We start from the raw sequence: 19,443 nt of genomic DNA, 5'->3' as shown, positions 1-19,443 counted from the left end.
TTCTTAGGTTTCAACTGATAGGATTTTCTTATGAACCCTTCCATTTGTATCAATTATTTCAAGGTTTAGAACCCTCACCTTTGTATTTCCTTTGTTTTTTATCTCAATAGCAAAGTCATCTTCACCACATTTTTTTATATTAATAATTACTTCTTCATGGGTTCCTGTCTTATAGTCTTTAGTAGTGCCATCATCATCATAGTAAACATAAGTTGTTTCATTCTCTACAAAGGCTATGACTTTAAGCTCTTCATTATTTAAACTATCCACATTTTTACTGTGTTTTCCTAAAATAAAAGCCTTATCTTTTCTCAAAAATATTGGTACTTCATTTAACCCAACATCAATATAATGATGACCACCTTTTAGAATTTCATAGATTCTTTCCTGGTAATTCTTCACCTTCCAAAGTACCATATCCTCTGGTAAGTAAACATATCTACCTAAGGAATTTTCTTCATATATCGGAGTTATCATTAATGAAGCTCCTAAAAGCAATTGGTTTTCCACCCTTTTGCTAAAATCATCCGTGTATTCAAAACTTAAAGGCTTGAAGTACATATCCTTGTTCTTTAAGGATTTCATGTATTCAGAATAAATATATGGTATTAATGCATATCGGAGTTCAAGAGTATTTCTAAGATTTTTTATTGTTTCTTCTTCAAAGGAGAAAGGTTCTTGTTTTCTTGTTCCCATAGCTGCATGATTTCTAAAAAGAGGAGTAAATATACTAAACTGCGTCCATCTTGTTATTAGCTCATGGTTTGTATCTCCTCCAAAACCTCCTGTATCTGCACCAATATAAAGAAATCCGCACATATTTAAGGAAGGCATCATCTTTATATTCAAAAGTAAGTGTTCCCACCAGGAATGATTATCGCCAGTCCAAATACCTCCATACCTATGCATTCCAATATAAGAGGCTCTAGACAATAGCAAAAATCTTTTACTTGAATCTATAAGGTTTAAGCCTTCACCTGCAGCTCTAGTCATATTGTAACCATATAAGTTATGGACTTTATAATGATTTATTTTATCCCCATTTATATTGTGATAAAAGCTCTTGTAATCCTCTAAACTATTAGACATATTGTTAAAGGAGTCTTTTAACTTAAAGAAGGAATAAATATCTAAGTTTTCATTTTCAGATACCTTAGCCAAGCTAACTGCTTCCTTTAATCCCCTCTCTGTGTAAAATAAGGCTGGTTCATTCATATCATTCCAAAAGCCTTCAATACCTAAATCTGTTAATACCTTGTACTTTAATCCAAACCAGGTTCTAACCTGAGGATTTAAAAAATCTGGAAAGTGACAACGCCCTGGCCAAACTGCTGCCATGAAAGCCTTTCCTTCCTCATCCTGGCAGAAGTAATTATTTTCTAAGCCTTCTTCATATATGTCATAGTCCTTTTCTATTTTCACCCCTGCATCAATAATTGGAATTAGCCTAAAACCTTTATCCTTCATCTCTTTAGCAAAAGTTTTAAATTCTGGAAAAGCTTTTTGATCTATTGTAAAATCTTTAAATCTTTCCATATAATCTATATCTAAATAAATGGCATCACAAGGGATATTATTTTCTATAAATTTTTTTGCAACTTCTCTCACCGATTCTTCATTAGGGTAGCTCCACCTTGATTGTTGATATCCAAAAGCCCACTTAGGCGGAGCATAACCTTCCCCAATTATACTTAAAAACTCTCTTACAATTTCTAAAGGTTTTTCTCCAGTTATTATATAAACCTCTACATCCTTTTCTTCAATGGCTATTATGAGAGAGCTTTCTTCTGAGAATCCAATATCAAAAATAACCTTACCTGGATAGTCAATAAACACTCCAAAGGTTTCCTTACCATCTACAACTAAAAAGTTATGAGCTCCATATAAGGATTTTTTGTCTGGAGTATGCCTTGGGTCATCACTGCAAAAGGAATCATAAATTCCTCCTCTTTTATTCATACCTTTTAGATTTTCTCCTAGACCCCAAACTACTTGTTCCTTAGTCATTTTATAGGTAAATCTCATTCCTTCAGTATCATCTATATTAAAATATCTTAAAGCTTCATTTTTTACTTTTTCGCCTTTAGTTACTACAGCCTCAGTGTTAATGGGATTTCCAAAGGAATATTTAAACACCTTATCTGATAATTCATAAAAGTTCATATACTTACTCCCCCTCTTATACTGTTTTATAGACTTTTTCAGTCTATATAATTTCATTTATTACCCTAAATCTACTCCCATATTTTATTACTTTATAGACCCTTGAGTAACACCTTTAACAATATGCTTTTGAGCAAAGAAGTAGAATATAATAATAGGAATCATACCAATTACAAGCCCTGCAAGAGCTAAATCCCATCTCTTTGAGTACTGTCCAAAGAAATAGAACATTTTTAATGGTATAGTGTGCCACTCTGGTTTATTTATAACTAATTGAGGGAGTAAAAAGTCATTCCAAATCCACATTGCATTTAAAATAGAAACCGTAACGGTTATTGGCTTCAATAGTGGAAATACAATAAGCCAGAATACCTGAAATTTATTACAGCCGTCAATTAAAGCTGCTTCCTCAAGTTCCACAGGTATTCCTTTAATAAATCCATGATATAAAATTATGGATAAACTTGAACCAAAGCCTAAATATGCAAATATTAATCCAACAGGATTTAACATCTTAAGCTTTCCTAATAAATTTATTAATGGCAGCATAACTGATTGGAAGGGTATTAGCATGGCCGCCGCAAACAAGAAGAATAAAAAAGTACTGAACTTCGATTTGCTTCTCACTAACATCCAAGCTGCCATTGAAGCGAAAATCACTATTAGCACCGTACTTGTAATTGTAATAAATAAAGAGTTAGCTAAAGAGTGAATAAAGTTTAAGTCCTTAAAGGCCTGAATATAGTTATTTACAGTAAAGGTATCCTTTACTGGTAGACTAAGTACATTTGTAAAAATTCCCTTAGCTGTTTTAAAGGAGTTAGTAAACACAATGTATAGAGGTGCTAAAAATATTAAAGCCACTGAGATACCTAAAAGGTTCCAACCTAGCTTTTTAAAAAACTTTTCTTTCATTACATTTCTACCTCCTTTTTCTTACTAAAATAAAGCTGTGTAAGTGATATAACTGCTATAGTTATTAAAAATATAACTGCCTTTGCTTGAGCTAAACCAAATTGGTTAAAGGTAAAGGCTGAATTATATATGTTAAGTGCTAACATTTGTGTGGAGTTAAAAGGTCCTCCTCCTGTTAAAGATAAGTTCTGATCAAATAACTTAAAAGAGTTTGATAAAGTTAAGAACAATCCTACAGTAAAAGCTGGTGCCACTAAGGGAAGGGTGATATGTCTTAATCTTTGGAACCCATTAGCTCCATCAATTTTTGCAGCTTCGTTTAAGGATTCAGGAATTCCTTGAAGAGCCGCAATGTATATAATCATCATATAACCTGACATTTGCCAAGACATTAATATCACTAAGGCCCAAAAACCTGTGGTACTGGTTGCGAGCCAGCCCTTCAAAAACTCTATTCCTAATTTAGTACCAACCCAAGAAAAAGCCTTGGTAAAAATAAATTGCCATATAAAACCTAAAATCAAACCTCCAACCATATTAGGCATGAAAAATATACTTCTTAAAAGGTTGCTTATTCTCATCCCTCTAGTAACTAATAAGGCAAGAGAAAATCCAAATAAGTTTATTGCAATTACTGATGCTATTGCAAATTTCGCTGTAAATATAAATGCTGGTATGAAACCACTTTCTTTATTAAACACTTGTTTATAATTTGTAAGTCCAACCCAAGTAGCATTATTTTCTATACCATTCCAATTAGTGAAGGAAAAATATACTCCTGAAATCATAGGAATTATTACTACCATTAAAAATGCTAAAAGTATAGGACCAACAAATAAACTAAACCATAACTTTGAATTCTTCATAGTAACCTCCTTTTTAAATTTAGTCTTGAATTTTTTCCCAAGTTCTTAAGAAAAAAAGTGAATAGGGTATCTTAACACAAAAAACAAATCAAAGATGTGAAGGATATTTTGAGTTCACAAGCAAGCTTGTAACCACAAACAAACAGGGTTCTTCGATAGTAGTACTATCTAAGGGTTCTGTTGAAGCAGTATAACAAAAAATAAACAGGCATACTGACTTATTTATTTTTTGAAGATGTCTAAAGCTATAAATTAAGGAGGGAAAAACCCCTCCCCAATTTCAATGTTTCTTACTAAACAAATACAAACTATAAGATTATTTTTCTATAAATTGTTGTGTACGCCTGTAATACTATTTTCTCATTTCTTCCCATTTAGCTTGAGAATTTTTCATTACTGCATTCCAATCTTCTTGTCCAGCTAAATATTTTTGAATTTCTTGTCCAAGAACTTCCATTCCCCACCCTGTTGGATATCCCATAAATACCCAAGGTGTAGTCTTTCCAGCTTCAGCATATCTCTTAACCGCAGCACCTAGTGGGTCTTTGGGTTGTAAACTTTCATAACCTTTAAATGGAGGAATAAAGAAGAATTTATTAACTATATAGTCCTTACCTTTTTCTGAAGTGTAAAGCCAATTTAAGAAATCTTTAGCTGCTGTTTGCTCAGCTGCAGTACCTTTGTTGTTAACTGCCCAATACATTGGAACTCCCATTGGGATTGTGTCTTCTTTTCCACCCTTAACTGACATTGGTAATATATCAAGTTTATCCGCTACTTTTGGATCTATTTTTTGAACTCCGCCATAAATCCAGTTACCTTGTTGAACCATAGCCACACGTTCAATAGCAAGTCCTTGGTCTACTTGAGTTGCATAATCTACTGTGCTTAACTTCTCTTTTGATTTTGCACTTGGAGAGTAATTAGCTTGTAAATCTATTAATGCTTTTAGAGCTTCCCCGTTTTTGAAATCGATCTTTTTAGCTGCAAAGGCATCTAATGAACTATTAAATTCTTGTGAAATAGCTGCATTTGAAGTATGAAGTCCAGTTACCCAAGTTTCTTTTGCTGGTAACTCAAAAGCTGCTTCTAAGTTTGGATATTTGCTTTTTAATTCACCAGCTTTTATTTTAGTATCTAAATCTTTTACTGCTTTTTCTAAAGAAGCATAGTCTTTAACTCCTTTAGTATCAATTCCTGCAGTTTGGAATATTTCTTTGTTATAAACAAAGCCATAACCTTCTACTGCAAAAGGCATTGCATAAACTTTATTATTTACTGTAACGCCTGATAAAACTCCATCAAGAGCTTGTTTTGTCCAGGGCTCATTAGTTAAATCAACTAATCTAGATTCCCAATCCTTAACATCTTGTGGTCCCCCAATATTGAATATAGAAGGTTCTGTTCCACCTTGAATTTTTGCTCTTAGAGCTGCACCGTAGTCAGCACCACCACCTACAGTTTCTACATTAATTTTTACATTTGGATGTTCTGCGGTATAAGCTTGTGCTGCCTCTTTAAACTCCTTATCAATCTCTACCTTAAACTGAAATATGTTTAAAGTAACATTTTCTTTTTTCTCCTCTGCCGCTGGTTTCGTTCCCTCTTCTGATTTTTTATCCCCATTTGCTGCACAACCAGTTAAAGCTGAAGTTACCATCAAGGATGAAATTGCTAAAGCTAAGATTTTTTTAACTTTTTTCATGTTAATAATCCTCCCCTGTAATGTTATGAATATATTAAAATTAAATTGATAACACTTTTAAATAATCACCAAGTTCATTTTGAAGAGCCACAATGGAATGAGATTAAATTTCCAACAAGGTTTGTTTCTAGCTAAAGATTCTTCCCAAAATAAAATCATAGAATCCTTGTTGAAATATTTTTAAGGACCTAGTAATTATAGACTTATATTCTCTTCACTTTCATAATCAAAAATATGACAGTTTTCCAAATGAAATATAAAGTTTTCTGCTTTTCCTGTTTCTAAACATCTTGATTCCATAGAATCAATTTTTGCTGTTAGCTGTAATTCCCCTTTACTAAAATAAACAAAAGACTCATTTCCCATATGTTCAATTACATCTATACTTCCATTTACTTTTGATGAGTTCTCTTGATCTTTTAAATTAATGTGTTCAGGTCTAAGTCCAAACCAAACTTTTTTCCCTACATGACTTTTAACCTTACTTCCCTTATTTTCTGGAAGTACTAATACTTCTCCACCTATTTTCACAGCAACTTTTTCCTCTTTGCTTACTAACTCTCCCTCAGCAATATTCATAGCAGGAGAACCAATAAAACCAGCAGTAAACTTATTCTTAGGATAATGATAAAGATTTAGTGGTGAATCTACCTGCATTATCTTTCCAAAGTTCATTACACAAATTCTATCTCCCATAGTCATAGCTTCAACTTGGTCATGGGTTACATAAATCATAGTAGACTTAAGCTTCTTATGAAGCTGTGAAAGTTGTACCCTCATATGAACTCTTAGTTTTGCATCTAAGTTTGAAAGTGGTTCATCAAATAGGAAAACCTCTGGATCACGAACAATGGCACGTCCTACGGCTACCCTTTGTCTTTGCCCTCCAGATAACTCTTTTGGGCGTCTTTTTAATACTTCTTCTAAATCTAATATTTTCGCTGCTTCCCTTACCTTCTTATCTATTTCATCCTTTGGAAGCTTTTTTAGCTTTAACGAAAATGCCATATTTTCGTAAACTGTCATATGAGGATAAAGTGCATAGTTTTGAAATACCATGGCAATTCCTCTATCCTTTGGTGGAATATTATTTACCACCTTATCTCCTATAAAAATTGTTCCATTAGTGATTTCCTCAAGTCCAGCTACCATTCTTAAAGTTGTAGATTTAGCACAGCCTGAAGGTCCTACTAAAACCATGAATTCGCCATCGTTAACTTCTAAGTCAATACCATGCACTGCTTTAAATCCATTAGGATAAACCTTTTCAATGCCCTTTATAACAACATTAGCCATGTGAAGCCTCCTTCAAAAATTTTTTACATGATTCTCTTTCCTCTAGTTGTGTTTCTAAGACTATATGCTGATGCTCTCTTTTATTTTTTAGTATTTCAAAGAGTAAATCTATGCTTTTTTTCCCCATTTCCTCTACCGGCTGTACTACTGTAGTAATGGATGGATGGAAATATAGTGAATAATCAATACCATCAAAGCCTACAATGGAAATGTCTTCTGGAATTTTAAGTCCTCTAGTCAAAATCGCCTTGGAAGCACCTATGGCCATAATATCTGTTGTAACAAATACTGCTGTTAAATCTAAGTTCTTATCCAAAAGCTTATTCATTGCCTCAAAACCAGACTCAAAGGTATACTCACCTATCTCTACAAAGTTCTCATTAAACTCTATAGAATTTTTTTCTAAAGCTTTCTTATAACCCTCAAATCTTAGCTTTCCAATAGTTCTATCTTCTTCTCCTGTAGTAATAATTCCAATTTTTTCATGTCCAAGGCTTGCTATGTAATCTACTGCTTTAAAAGCTGCCTTTTCATTTTCTATAATTACACTGGAAAATAAAGTCTTGTTTGCTTTTTCTATAACATAAGTTGACGCTAATACAATAGGAGTCTTTAAATTAATAAGCTCTTGCTTGTCTAGATTTTCAAAATCTCCTCCAAGACAAATTAAGCCTTTTAACTTTTTCTCCTTGATAAGTTCAATTGCTGCTTCTATATCATTATTATTACTTTCATTATAGTGAAGGATCATAGAGTATCCTTCTTTATCTATCTCTTCTTCAATGGATTTAATCATTTTTGAAAAGAAAGGGTTATGAATTCCTTTAACTAATACTCCAATATTATTAGAAGTGTTTCTTTTTAAGTTTCTTGCACTGTTATTTGGCACGTAATTAAAATTATTCATAACTTCTAAGATTTTCTGCCTTGTTTCATCTTTAACATCAGGATGGTTATTTAAAACTCTTGAAACAGTAGTAACACCAACACCTGCTATGCGAGCAATATCTTTTATATTTAGATTTTTCATAAAAAACCTCTTTTCTGAAAAATATATGTAACGTTTTCGGAAACGTTTCCAATTCTTAAATTAATTATGGAGAATAGAGCTTATTACTTTAATTAACCTACTCTATTCTCCTATAGTAAAATCATTTTATGTTTACTTATGTATAATTTTTAAAATCGTTTTCGGTAACGTTTCCAATCTTAAAAATATTATATCATAACTTTTTAAGTTTTCAAACACTTTAAAAAACTTTTATTAAATAATAAATAAGTTCATTTTATGGAGCTACTTTGGAAGCCGCTTAAAATTAAACAAAGGTACTTTGTTGCACCAAAGCAATTTACTAGGCTAAGCAACTGCCACTTAAAGAAGATGTCAGTCTTGAAGCTTCCGAAATGTTGTTAAAATTAGTTTTACACTTTAAATATATGAGTTTATTTTCTTGGTTATTCAAAAATTCCTATTATAATTTTCAATAATGTAAGATCAATACTGCATTTATTATTTATCTGATTTACACTTAGGAACAAATGGTATTTGTCCCGCTTGATTAAAAACTTAATTTTATACTAGCTATATATGTAAAAAAAAACCTCATCTCATAAAAGATGAAGTCTTAAAAACCATGCTAGGCTATTAGGCGTTTTCTCTTAATTAAAAAATATACTAGGTTAATAATTAAAGTGATTATCTCAGCAAAGGTAGCAGTAAGCCAAATCCCATTTACTGAAAATATCTTGGGTAATATAAATAATCCAACTAGTATAAAGATTATTCCCCTACTTAAGGATGAAAAAATAGAAATCTTGGATTTTTCCATAGATTGAAAATAAGAAACTAGAGTAATATTTACTCCCATAAATAAGAAAGCAGTAAAATATATTCTTATTCCAGTAACTGTAATATTCATTAACTCCTGATTATCACTATTAAAAATCAGTACAATGGGTTTTGGTAGCACTAGACCTACAATATAAAAAACTACTCCTAAACTTATGGAAGTAATTAGAGCATAAATCAATGCTTTGTTAATTCTTTCTGTCTTTTTAGCTCCAAAGTTTACACTTATAATTGGTTGAATAGCTTGGGCAACTCCAGTGAATACTGCAGCACATATTAAATTTATATTTGCAATAATACTATAGGCAGATAATCCTATATCTCCTATTAAATTAAACACAGCCTTATTAAAAGCAAATATAACAATGGCTCCTGAAATTTCAAGTATAAAGCTTGCAATTCCATTTTTAAGAATTCTAGTTATTAAAGTTATATCCTTTTTAAATCTCACTAATTTTATAGTGTTCATTTTTCTGATGAAGTGAAAACTTAAGATGGTCAAAGTAATAATTGGTGAAATAACTGTTGCAACTATAGCTCCCGTCATCCCCATGTTGAATCCAATAATAAATAACCAGTCTAAGAAAATGTTGGAAATGCACCCTGAAAGCATAGCCCACATGGCAAGCTTTGGATTTTTGTCATTTCTAACCATTGCTACCATTGTTCCCGATAAAATGAAGGCCCAAGTGAATTTAGCCATTACTTCTAGATATTCTTTAACTAGTGGAAATAGAGTTCCTTTCCCCCCTAAAAAATAGCATAGCTCATCGATATATACAACTTGAACTATAGTAAAAACTATTCCTAAAACAATTGCAATAATAAAAGAAATGGTAAAGGCCTCATTAGCTTTATCATAGTTTTCTTCTCCATGATAGATTGAAAGTACTGTAGCTCCACCTACCCCAAGGAGCAACCCTATAGCATTGTATACATTATACATAGGTATTGCTATACTAAGGGCTGCAAGTCCATCACTTCCCACTCCTTGTCCAACAAACATAGTATCAAAAAAGATATATAATGATAGTCCAACCATTCCACCTATGCTTGGAAGCAAGTAATGAAAAAATATACTCCTAATATTATGCTCTAATAAATTTAATCTTTTGCTCATAACGACTCTCCTTTTGCTATTAACCTTATTATTAATACTAATTATTACCTTAAACTAGTCACAAATTAACTTTTATTATACATATCCTATTTGTGAAATTAACCAATTTACACTAGTTACCATTAGTGCAATAAAATAAGCCTAGAAGATATCTCTTTTGATATCTCCCAGGCTTTTATCCCTCCGTGTACACAATTTCATGTGCGTTTTCTCTTGGACCAGACCAGTATTTGCTACTGCGGAACCCTAGAAAACCTTTTATCTATATCAATTTAATGAAGCAATTTAATACTCTTAAAAATTATACATGATTTTAACATACTTTGCAATTGTAATTATTTTTAACTAATAACAAAGCAGCAAACTATATTCCTATAGCTCACTGCTTTATAAAAGGTATATTTGTTTATAGGAGGTAAGTTCATTATGCTAAATTACAACATTGAGCATAATGAACTATTAAACTAACTTTTGATTTTATTCACTTATAAAAATTTTAAGGGAACCAATGTATATTTTCGTATACATTAGAAGTTTCACCTTAAATTACTTATATTATTATAACTTAACCTTTATTTATCTTTATCCTTTTTAGGTTGATTTTTATTCTTATTTATTTGAGATTTATTATTCTTATCTTCTTTCTCTTTTTTATTTACTTTACTATTTTTCTGTTCATTATTAGAATTGTTATTTTTATTTTCCTTCATGCTATTGCCATTATTCTCATTGCTATTATCATTAGTGCTTTTTTCTTCCTTTGTGCCATCTTTGTTTTCTAGGTTATTTGCTGGTTCTTCCTGTTTCTCTTCATTACTTTCCAACTTTTCTTCTACAGAACCTTCTTTTTTACTACTCTTAATAGCTTTCATAATATCTTTTACAGATGTATTTACATAATCCTCTTGATTTATTTCTGGCATAACATCTTGAAGCTTATCTATCAAATTAAGTTTCCCTGGAGAAATTCCTAGTGCTTCAGCTTCTTTATGTCTATTTAAAGTGGCAACAGCTGTGGTGATTGGAACTTTCACTAAATTATCTTCTTCAAGCTGTTCCTTTACTAATTCACCTAACTGACTCTCCATATCTTTTGCTGCACTTTCATCTTTTGCTGAAACTGTAACTAAAACTTGATTTTCTAACTCTTCCTTTAAATACCCTTCTTCTTCTACTTCAGCAATAACTAATTTTATAGCTTCATCTACAGGCTTATTATTTAAAGACAGTTCTTCTAAAACCCTCAAACCATCCTCATTTAAGCCTACTGCCTTAACAACTCTATTAAATCTATTAAATCTTAATTCCACACTGGGATTTATATCTATATTCACATAATTTGAAGGTATCATATAGGCATAAGCTGCTGTAGACATACCAAAAATTAAAAATATAGAGGCAAAAGCAGTAGCTATTCTTTTGTTAAATCTTGTGCGATTTACATTGTCACCAGTACTTATAACATTGGAGAACAGTTCACTTAATCTTAACAATCCGATTTTTCCTTCATATTCATCTCCAATAGAATAACCATTTTCACCTCTTACCTTAATAAATCTTCCATCTTTCGTTATAATAATAAAACGCCCTTTTTCCTGCTGAACAATTATACCCTTCATATTTCTTCCTCCAAATTAATATAGTCATTTAAATACTCATAGTCACCTAGAATTATTAATACTACTGATATTATATATTTTCGTGCTCTCTCTATCTTTTTCCGAGGTACTAAAGTATTTTTTTCAATATCTGAAATAGGGATGGTTTTTTTGCTCAGAACATAGTTTAGTGACTTTTCATCATTTAAAATATATTTAATTATGACATTGTATATTTTTCTTGTAGAAGCTCTTTTAGGTGAAGCCTTTACTAAATCCTTAAAGGTAATATCCCACTTTGCTAATTCCTCAGTTAGTTGTCTAATTTCGATTTTTCTATACTCATTAAGGTTTTGTTTCTGATACTCTTCAATAGCTTGTTTTTCTGATAAATCTATTTCTTCCTCATCTTCCAACACTTTGTTTATGTACAACAAATTTTTATGCTTTGATTCTTTTCTATAATAATCAATTAATCTAGCTTTAATTACCATTTTTGAAAAAGCTAAAAAACTTCCTTTTTGTATTTCATAATTCTGTATAGCTTCATTAAAAGCAAGTAGTGCTACACTCCACTCTTCATCATTTTTACAATCTATATATCTATTTAAAGTTTTTTCTGCTGTAGAAATAACAAAGGGCTTGAACTCTTCCATAAATCCATTTAATTCCTCTGGATTTACTCTTATTTCTAAAACTCTTTGGTTTATATCCTTATTCATAAAACTCACGTCCTAACGTTTACCTACAGTACATATTTAAATTATATCTATATATATTCGAAATTACAGTGTACTTTTTTGGGGTAGGTCTAAAAAAGTATTTTCAAGCAACCTTGATTTATTTAAAAGTTTTACTTACCAATATATTTTGTATGTAATAGAAGTTTTATATGTAAAAAATAAAAGGAGCTCCTCACTTCACATATTTATGCGTTGCAAGATAACCCCTCTTTATATAGTGATTTCATCTGTATTTTTACGATGATATATAATGATTTATGATAAAATCCTTTAACTCATTTTGTGTAAGAGGTTTGCTATAATAATATCCTTGAGCTTCATCACAACCATTTTCCCTTAAATATTGCATTTGTTCCTTTGTTTCTACTCCCTCTGCTATAACCTTGAAACCTAAGTTTTTACCCATATGAATTATGGTTTTAGTTATTATAGATTCCTCAAAATCTGTTTCTAAATCCATTATAAAGGATCGATCAATTTTCAATTTATTTATAGGTATCTTCCTTAGATAACTTAAAGAGGAATATCCAGTTCCAAAATCATCTACTGCAATCTTTAATCCCATTTCCTTTAAGGTATTAAAGATATCAATAGACCTTCCTATATCTTCCATCATAGTAGTTTCAGTTAGCTCAATTTCAATACTTTCTGGACTCAGTCCCACCTGTTGTAATATATCTTTAATAAGCATACAAATATTATCATGTTTTAACTGCACTGAGCTAAGGTTTACTGCAACTTTACTAACGGGTAATCCATCTAACTCCCACTGCTTAGCTTGAATTGCTGCAGTTTTTATAACCCATTGCCCAATAGATAAAATTGCTCCTGTTTCCTCTGCAATAGGTATAAATTCATCTGGTGATATCATTCCTAAGGTAGGATGCTTCCATCTTAGTAAAGCCTCCACCCCTACAAGTTTTTCATTGAGTAACTCTACTTGAGGCTGATAAACTAAGAACAGCTCATTATTGTAGATAGCAGTTTTTAAATCATTTTCAATCTGAGCTCTTCTAGTGAGCTTTCTGTCCATTTCTAAGGTATATACTTGCATACAATTTCCACCTTGGTTTTTTGCTTTTAGGATAGCTTTCTCAGCATGACTTATTAAGTCCTCACTGCCCTTACTTTCTCTTCTGTAAAAACTTACTCCCATACTACAAGTAATGTAAATATAATTTTTATCGAAAACAAAAGGTCTACCGATTGCACTCTTAATTTTCTGGGTTATGGTACATACGTTGTTCATTCCTGTGATTTGATCTAACAGTATGCCAAAATGGTCTTCACCAAGATATGCTACGGTAGATACGCCTTTTAAAATGTTTTTTATTCTATAGGCTACAGCTCTTAAAAGTTTATTTCCCATTGAAAACCCATAGCTATCATTTATATTTTTGAATCTATCTAAGTCCACCATAATCATTGCAACTTTACCCTGAGGATCTTTATGCGCCTTTATTACCTGACTTACAGCGCTTTCATAAAATTGACGATTAGGTAAATTTGTTATGCTACTATAAGTGGCTAAATAGTGTATTTTCTTTTCTACTCTTTTCTTTTCTGTTATTTCATTTAAATTTGCTATATAATTAGTTACTTGTCCATCTGAATTCATGATTTTATTTAATGCCAGCTCAGCAACATACTCTTCCTTGCTCTTTTTTACTCCTCTAATTTCTCCTTGCCAAAAGCCATGATTTTCTACTTGGTGCCACATATCCTCATAGAATTTACTATCTTCTGGACCACTTTTTAAAAAGCCTTTTTGTTCTTTTACAAGTTCTTCTTTGCTAAAACCAGTTATCCTCATCATTGCTTCATTTACATATAAGATATCGCTTGGATCAGTAGATGTAAAAATCACACCATCATTAGCAGTAGAAAGGGCATAGGATACTAAATTTAGTTTATTATAGGCTTCCTTGAACTCCGTCACATCTGTAATCGTTGTAACCCTGCATTTTTCCCCATCCTCTTGCTCTAATAATGTGGAGGTTACGTAGACACTTAATAATCTTCCATCCTTAGTAATTACTGACCACTCATTACTAACTTCTACTTCTCCTGAAATAAAAGCTTCATGTGCTCTTATAGCATTGTCATGATTTTCTTCTGGAATCACTATAGTAAAGTGCTTGCCTATTAACTCTTCTCTATTATATCCATATAGCTTACAGTAAACTTCATTTACCATTTGAAAAAATCCCTTTTCATCTGTAACACATACACCAATATTCGCAACTTGAAAAATTGCATTTATCAACTTCTCTTTATTTTTTAGCTCTCTTTTTAAGTTGGTGTCACACTCACATGCTTCTATTGGATATTCCTTGTGTTTTTGCAGTATATCTAATTCTCTCATTTCTTCACCTACAAATTCTTTTATTAAATTTTATAAACTCTTTGTACATTTTATAAAATTTGAATCCAAAATCTATGTCATTTTGATTTTTTGAATTGTACTACCAAATTCACTTTGACAATAAGAATTGTAATATCAATAATATCGAATCAAAAGCTTGAAAGTTAACAGGCTTTCAAGCTTTTTATATTTTTACTTTCTAAAGAATTCTGGAATCCTATCCACCTCAACTGGTTTACTAAAATAGTATCCTTGTATCCTGTCACAGCCTAGTATTTTTAAATACTCATACTGTTCTTTGTTTTCCACACCTTCAGCTATTACAGTGATATCTAAGCTATGCCCAATTTCTATCATTGCCTTTATAATACTCCGATCACTTCTATTTTTTAAAATTCCGTCCACAAAGGATTTATCAATTTTTAGAGTATTAATAGGTAACAGTTTAAGATAATTCAATGATGAGTATTCTATTCCAAAATCATCCACAATTATACTTATACTTTCATCCCTTAATAAACGTAATCTTTCAATACTCTCCTCTAAATTTTTCATAATGGAACTTTCTGTTACTTCCAGTTCCAAATTTTTCGCTTCAAAATTGGTTTTTACTAAAATATCTTCTAAACTATTTACCAGTTTGTTTTGCTGGATTTGTCTTGCAGAAAGATTTACAGCCAACTTGATGTCCTTGTGTTGTGGTTTTATCCACTCATTATACTTCAAACAAGCATTTTTAAGAACCCATTCCCCTATGGGCACTATGAGCCCCGTTTCTTCTGCTAAAGGTATAAAAACCCCTGGGGGTATTATCCCCTTAGTAGGATGCTTCCATCTAATAAGCACTTCAAAAGAGCTAACTGTTTGTTGTTTTATATCTATAATTGGCTGAAAGTTAAGAAAAAACTGTTCCTCACTTATTGCCTTTCGAAGATCATTTTCTAACTCTAATAAACCTAATTTGTTATGGTTTACACTTTTTGTATATATCCAAAATCTATTCTTACCCTGCTCCTTAGCCATATACATAGCTGAATCCGCATTCCCTGTAAGTGTGTCTACATCATTTCCTGCCTCAGGATATCTTGCAATACCAATACTAGCAGTTGTATAAATTTCTTTATTATCTATCCTCAATGGCTTTTCAAAGGACTTAATAATGGTTTCTGATAAGAATATATCTTCCTTGGATTTCATATTAATTATTGTAAATTCATCTCCACCTAATCTGTATATTATTCTATCCTTATTCGCCAATGCTCTTAGCATTTCAGCTACTCTTATTAGTACTAAATCCCCCACACTATGGCCAAAAGTGTCATTAACATATTTAAACCTGTCTAAATCTAAAAATAAAACAGATAAGCTTTGTTCTTCCATATTGCAAGTTTCTAAAGTTTCATGCAAATCTTTAACAAAGGCTGTTCTATTTCTTAGCCCTGTAAGGTTATCCGTAACAGCTTGTCTAAGAAATTCTCGAGAAAGCTTCTTCTCATTTTCCAATCTTATCTTTACTGTGCTATAAATATAGGCAAAGAAGTAAAGCCAATACATAGCTAGAGAAATGTTTGTCATACCTATAATAGTTATTATATTTTCTATTGGGACAAAATCATCCACATTGAAATAGTTAATAACTAATGCTAACCAGGAAATTATTATAATATACCAACTTGTAGCTACCATCCTTATCTTTACTTTTTTACTTTCACATTCCTTTAAAAAATCATAGCTATAAATTGAACACATATTTATAAAACTCATTGAAATTACTCTCAGCATTATTACCTCATTATTAGGTTTTCCTCCCCAGGGTAACCCTAAAAACTCACTAGTTCTAGCCAATTCTAAGAGCTGAACTATACATAAAACTACCAAAGTGCTAGTTATTAAAGCTATGGTCAATCTTATAAATAGACTTTGTCTTTTCCATAATAATAACAAATACTTCACTTAAATCACCCTTCAATATGAAGCAAATAAAAATTTAAGAGATAAAGTTTAATGATTTTTCATCACAAATCTCTACTCTCCCCAGATGCAGCTACTTAACATGATTTTAATTTAAAAAATATAAAGCTGCTCCTTAATATTATAATATTACTTGCTACTCTCCACTGTTACATTGAACTTAAATAATTACAGATGTATATATAATAAATTCAACATTTAACCTATACATGGAAACTACATTGGTTCCCTTAAGGCTTTTTGAAGATGAATTTCATTCATTATGAATAAAATTCATTATGAATAAATTAATCTTTAACTAAGGAAACCTATGCTTTAAAATTGTTCAATAATTTATTTTCACTAACCAGTTTAAATCTTCATATACTGATATATAGTCACCATTGCTTTATGAGAAAAGAGGTGTTTAAATTGATGGCTATTATGAATAACTCCACCACTTCTAGAGTCAACACTAAATCAGAAAAAGATTTCGTCACTGGCATTTACAATAGATGGTATATTGATACTTTACTCACTAATAAATTCCCATACATGTGGCTCTGTACTCTTATGCTCCTGGACATTGATAATTTTAAAGATATTAATGAAAAGTATGGTAAAACTGAGGGGGATAAGATTTTAAAAGAAGTATCAGAAATAATTTCATCCACTGTAGGTGAATCTGGAACTGTAGCACGTTCCCATAACCATGAGTTTATAGTAGTAATACCCTTACTAAGTAAGAGGGCTAGTTTTATTCTTGCAGAAAGGATAGCAACCTCAGTAGCAAAAACTCCTATTTTTTTGAAAAGTGAAAAACAAAACTTAACTATTTCCATTGGTACTTGTACTTTTTTAAAGGAGGAAAATAAAATCTCCACCTTAGACCAATGGGTTAAGGCAACAGAAAATGCATTGCTAAAGGCTAAGGCTCATGGAAAAGGCATGGTAATTCAGCTTTAATATTAATATATGTTGAATACAATAAAGAAACTACGCAAATAATAAGTCTGTTTTTGCATTTTATTTCATATAAGTTGTTTTTAATTTATTGAACTATGTAGAAGTACTATTACAACTTATATTTTATGAAGTTTTCATGTTCTAAATATTATTTTCAGCTCAAATCAAAACAAAAAAATCTCAGGTTAGTATCTTGGTTTCCGTTACCAAAATTTTAACCTGAGATTTTAATATATTTTGAAAAGCAAAGCATCTCACCCTCTGAAAGTGGGGGCACTATCCAGAAAGTAACACTTTGGTGAGAACCTAATCCCCCTCTAAAGGGACCAAACAAAATGAACCTATTCATTATTTAATTAAAAGCCTTTGATAAAAATGTACATGTTAAGGCATAAACCTCTTTTTGGCTTTCATTCTTTATAGTTGCTATAGGATTTTAAGGTAGTAATTTTATACAAGTGGCTTCACCTATACTAATTACTTGTTTATTTATCTTTATCTTACATTTTGCATAGTGAATAAGCTGGATACTTTTTTAAAGTATTAGTTTTTGTTTCCTTTTCCTTGTCCATTATTTCCTTTGCTATTACCATTGTTACCATTTCCCTGATTTCCATTGTTTGTTTTCTCTTCTTTAACTTTTTCCTCTTTTACTTTCTCTTCTTTAACTTTTTCTTTTTTAGCTTTCTCTTTTACTTCTGAACTTTCAACTGCTTTATTTGCGTCTTCAGTTGTCACTTCAGTTTCAGTTCCAGTTGTTTCTACCTTTTCTGATTCTTCAACAGTATTAGTAGTTTCTACATTACCTTTTCTAATTTCTTTAATTTCTTTCATAATATCTTTTACTGGTTTTTTCGCATACTCTTCATAGTTTATGCCTGGGTTAACTGCTTCAAGCTTCTGAATTAAATTCATTTTTCCTGGGGATATTCCAAGTCTTTCAGCTTCTTTATGACGTTCCATATTAATATTCTCAGTTGTCACTGGCACTTCTTCTAGTTTTTCTTCAGTAAGTTCTTCTTTAATTACTTCTTCTAAATCTGTTTGAGTTTTTGTAGCTTCTTCCTCATCATTTGTAGCTACAGTAACTAATATTTCATTTTGAAGTTCTTCTTTTAAATATCCATTATCAATAGCAGCTTGTGTTAATAAATCTACAGCTTCTTTAATATCTTTATTTTCTAAATCAACACTTTCAAGAATCTTTATACCATCTTCATTTAATGCGCTTGCTTTAATAACTTTATCAAAAGTATTAGTTACTAACTCCACACTTGGATTAATATCAAAACTTACATATTTGGTAGGTGCTGTATAGCTATAAGCCATACCTGACACTCCTAGCGCTAAAGCTACCCCAGCGATAATAGTTGCAATTTTCTTATTTTTCAACATAATATTTCCTCCATACTTCAATTCTTTTTCTAAGTTTAATTGATAACATCCTGTTTTCAATATTTTGTTACACTTTTAAACACAAGTACTTATGCATTTATTTTTACATCCATGGATTTGTTTTGCACATGTTATAAAGTACGAAGGACTTATTAAGGTTTTTAGGGTATATTTCAAAAAAATTATTTTATATATAAAGGTCATCCCAAAATTCGTGGAATGACCTTTATATATATAGAAACCACTTCAACCTGAAAACATTGCTTCAAAGAAGTTATTCTTCCTATGTTGGTTCCCCTAAATCCTTTTGAAGATGAATAAAATTCATCATGAATAAAATTAATCTTTAATAAGTTAATCTTTGAATAAGGAACCCTATATAGGGTTCCTTGACGAATGTTTAACTTATACCGAATAATTAAAACTTTTCTCCAAAAACTAAATGTACGGAGAAAGGAGTTTGAATTATGGGAAGAAAATCATTTGCTATAACATCATTACACGGATATACA

At 31.1% G+C, this 19,443-nt stretch carries 13 protein-coding genes and 1 riboswitch; of the genes, 1 reads left to right on the top strand and 12 read right to left on the bottom strand.

Annotation, left to right across the window (positions count from 1 at the left end):
- Positions 1-3: 3 nt before the first annotated feature.
- The 11 genes from C661_RS0119935 to C661_RS22395 form a co-directional block, all read right to left on the bottom strand.
- Positions 4-2,163, bottom strand: coding sequence for a TIM-barrel domain-containing protein (locus tag C661_RS0119935; protein ID WP_017417094.1), 2,160 nt, complete (start codon positions 2,161-2,163; stop codon positions 4-6).
- Positions 2,164-2,250: 87 nt separating this feature from the next.
- On the bottom strand, positions 2,251-3,078 hold the full coding sequence (locus C661_RS0119930) for a carbohydrate ABC transporter permease (RefSeq protein ID WP_017417093.1): 828 nt from the start codon (positions 3,076-3,078) through the stop codon (positions 2,251-2,253).
- Positions 3,078-3,944, bottom strand: a complete 867-nt coding sequence (locus tag C661_RS0119925) for a carbohydrate ABC transporter permease (protein ID WP_017417092.1) — start codon at positions 3,942-3,944, stop codon at positions 3,078-3,080. The genes C661_RS0119930 and C661_RS0119925 overlap by 1 nt, the downstream gene beginning before the upstream one ends.
- A 352-nt stretch (positions 3,945-4,296) precedes the next feature.
- Positions 4,297-5,649 (bottom strand): ABC transporter substrate-binding protein, encoded by a 1,353-nt coding sequence (locus C661_RS0119920; RefSeq protein ID WP_017417091.1) that lies wholly within the window; start codon positions 5,647-5,649, stop codon positions 4,297-4,299.
- A gap of 195 nt (positions 5,650-5,844) precedes the next feature.
- Positions 5,845-6,945 carry an ABC transporter ATP-binding protein gene (locus tag C661_RS0119915; protein WP_017417090.1) on the bottom strand — a complete coding sequence of 367 codons (1,101 nt, stop codon included), beginning with the start codon at positions 6,943-6,945 and terminating at the stop codon, positions 5,845-5,847.
- A complete protein-coding gene (locus C661_RS0119910) occupies positions 6,938-7,975 on the bottom strand; it encodes a LacI family DNA-binding transcriptional regulator (protein ID WP_017417089.1) in 1,038 nt (345 codons plus the stop codon). Before C661_RS0119910 ends, C661_RS0119915 begins: the two co-directional genes overlap by 8 nt.
- A gap of 607 nt (positions 7,976-8,582) precedes the next feature.
- On the bottom strand, positions 8,583-9,914 hold the full coding sequence (locus tag C661_RS0119905) for an MATE family efflux transporter (RefSeq protein ID WP_017417088.1): 1,332 nt from the start codon (positions 9,912-9,914) through the stop codon (positions 8,583-8,585).
- Positions 9,915-10,076: 162 nt separating this feature from the next.
- Positions 10,077-10,175, bottom strand: a riboswitch (guanidine-I (ykkC/yxkD leader).
- Between the two features lie 311 nt (positions 10,176-10,486).
- Positions 10,487-11,533: an anti-sigma-I factor RsgI family protein gene (locus tag C661_RS22985; protein WP_017417087.1), complete on the bottom strand. Its 1,047-nt coding sequence runs from the start codon at positions 11,531-11,533 to the stop codon at positions 10,487-10,489.
- On the bottom strand, positions 11,530-12,234 hold the full coding sequence (sigI, locus tag C661_RS0119895; protein ID WP_017417086.1) for an RNA polymerase sigma-I factor: 705 nt from the start codon (positions 12,232-12,234) through the stop codon (positions 11,530-11,532). The genes C661_RS22985 and sigI overlap by 4 nt, the downstream gene beginning before the upstream one ends.
- A gap of 256 nt (positions 12,235-12,490) precedes the next feature.
- The gene (locus tag C661_RS22400; protein WP_017417085.1) at positions 12,491-14,620 is read right to left on the bottom strand and encodes a sensor domain-containing protein; all 2,130 of its coding nucleotides are present in this window, start codon (positions 14,618-14,620) and stop codon (positions 12,491-12,493) included.
- Between the two features lie 192 nt (positions 14,621-14,812).
- Positions 14,813-16,573, bottom strand: a complete 1,761-nt coding sequence (locus tag C661_RS22395; protein WP_017417084.1) for a putative bifunctional diguanylate cyclase/phosphodiesterase — start codon at positions 16,571-16,573, stop codon at positions 14,813-14,815.
- 432 nt (positions 16,574-17,005) lie between these two features.
- Between C661_RS22395 and C661_RS0119880 the strand changes: the two genes are divergently transcribed.
- On the top strand, positions 17,006-17,536 hold the full coding sequence (locus C661_RS0119880; RefSeq protein WP_017417083.1) for a GGDEF domain-containing protein: 531 nt from the start codon (positions 17,006-17,008) through the stop codon (positions 17,534-17,536).
- 543 nt (positions 17,537-18,079) lie between these two features.
- Here the strand turns inward: C661_RS0119880 and C661_RS22390 are convergent.
- On the bottom strand, positions 18,080-18,931 hold the full coding sequence (locus tag C661_RS22390; protein WP_017417082.1) for an anti-sigma-I factor RsgI family protein: 852 nt from the start codon (positions 18,929-18,931) through the stop codon (positions 18,080-18,082).
- Positions 18,932-19,443 lie beyond the last annotated feature (512 nt).

It is taken from the genome of Clostridium tunisiense TJ, from assembly GCF_000300195.1.
GTDB lineage: Bacteria > Bacillota > Clostridia > Clostridiales > Clostridiaceae > Clostridium_J > Clostridium_J tunisiense.
Note: the sequence above shows the minus strand (reverse complement) of the source record. Positions and strands in the feature narration are given on the sequence as shown.

What these genes read in the sequence shown, in the direction of transcription:
- C661_RS0119935 (WP_017417094.1), bottom strand. Translation starts at nt 2,163, where the DNA reads ATGAACTTTTATGAATTATCAGATAAGGTGTTTAAATATTCCTTTGGA.
- C661_RS0119930 (WP_017417093.1), bottom strand. Translation starts at nt 3,078, where the DNA reads ATGAAAGAAAAGTTTTTTAAAAAGCTAGGTTGGAACCTTTTAGGTATC.
- C661_RS0119925 (WP_017417092.1), bottom strand. Translation starts at nt 3,944, where the DNA reads ATGAAGAATTCAAAGTTATGGTTTAGTTTATTTGTTGGTCCTATACTT.
- C661_RS0119920 (WP_017417091.1), bottom strand. Translation starts at nt 5,649, where the DNA reads ATGAAAAAAGTTAAAAAAATCTTAGCTTTAGCAATTTCATCCTTGATG.
- C661_RS0119915 (WP_017417090.1), bottom strand. Translation starts at nt 6,945, where the DNA reads ATGGCTAATGTTGTTATAAAGGGCATTGAAAAGGTTTATCCTAATGGA.
- C661_RS0119910 (WP_017417089.1), bottom strand. Translation starts at nt 7,975, where the DNA reads ATGAAAAATCTAAATATAAAAGATATTGCTCGCATAGCAGGTGTTGGT.
- C661_RS0119905 (WP_017417088.1), bottom strand. Translation starts at nt 9,914, where the DNA reads ATGAGCAAAAGATTAAATTTATTAGAGCATAATATTAGGAGTATATTT.
- C661_RS22985 (WP_017417087.1), bottom strand. Translation starts at nt 11,533, where the DNA reads ATGAAGGGTATAATTGTTCAGCAGGAAAAAGGGCGTTTTATTATTATA.
- sigI (WP_017417086.1), bottom strand. Translation starts at nt 12,234, where the DNA reads ATGAATAAGGATATAAACCAAAGAGTTTTAGAAATAAGAGTAAATCCA.
- C661_RS22400 (WP_017417085.1), bottom strand. Translation starts at nt 14,620, where the DNA reads ATGAGAGAATTAGATATACTGCAAAAACACAAGGAATATCCAATAGAA.
- C661_RS0119880 (WP_017417083.1), top strand. Translation starts at nt 17,006, where the DNA reads ATGGCTATTATGAATAACTCCACCACTTCTAGAGTCAACACTAAATCA.
- C661_RS22390 (WP_017417082.1), bottom strand. Translation starts at nt 18,931, where the DNA reads ATGTTGAAAAATAAGAAAATTGCAACTATTATCGCTGGGGTAGCTTTA.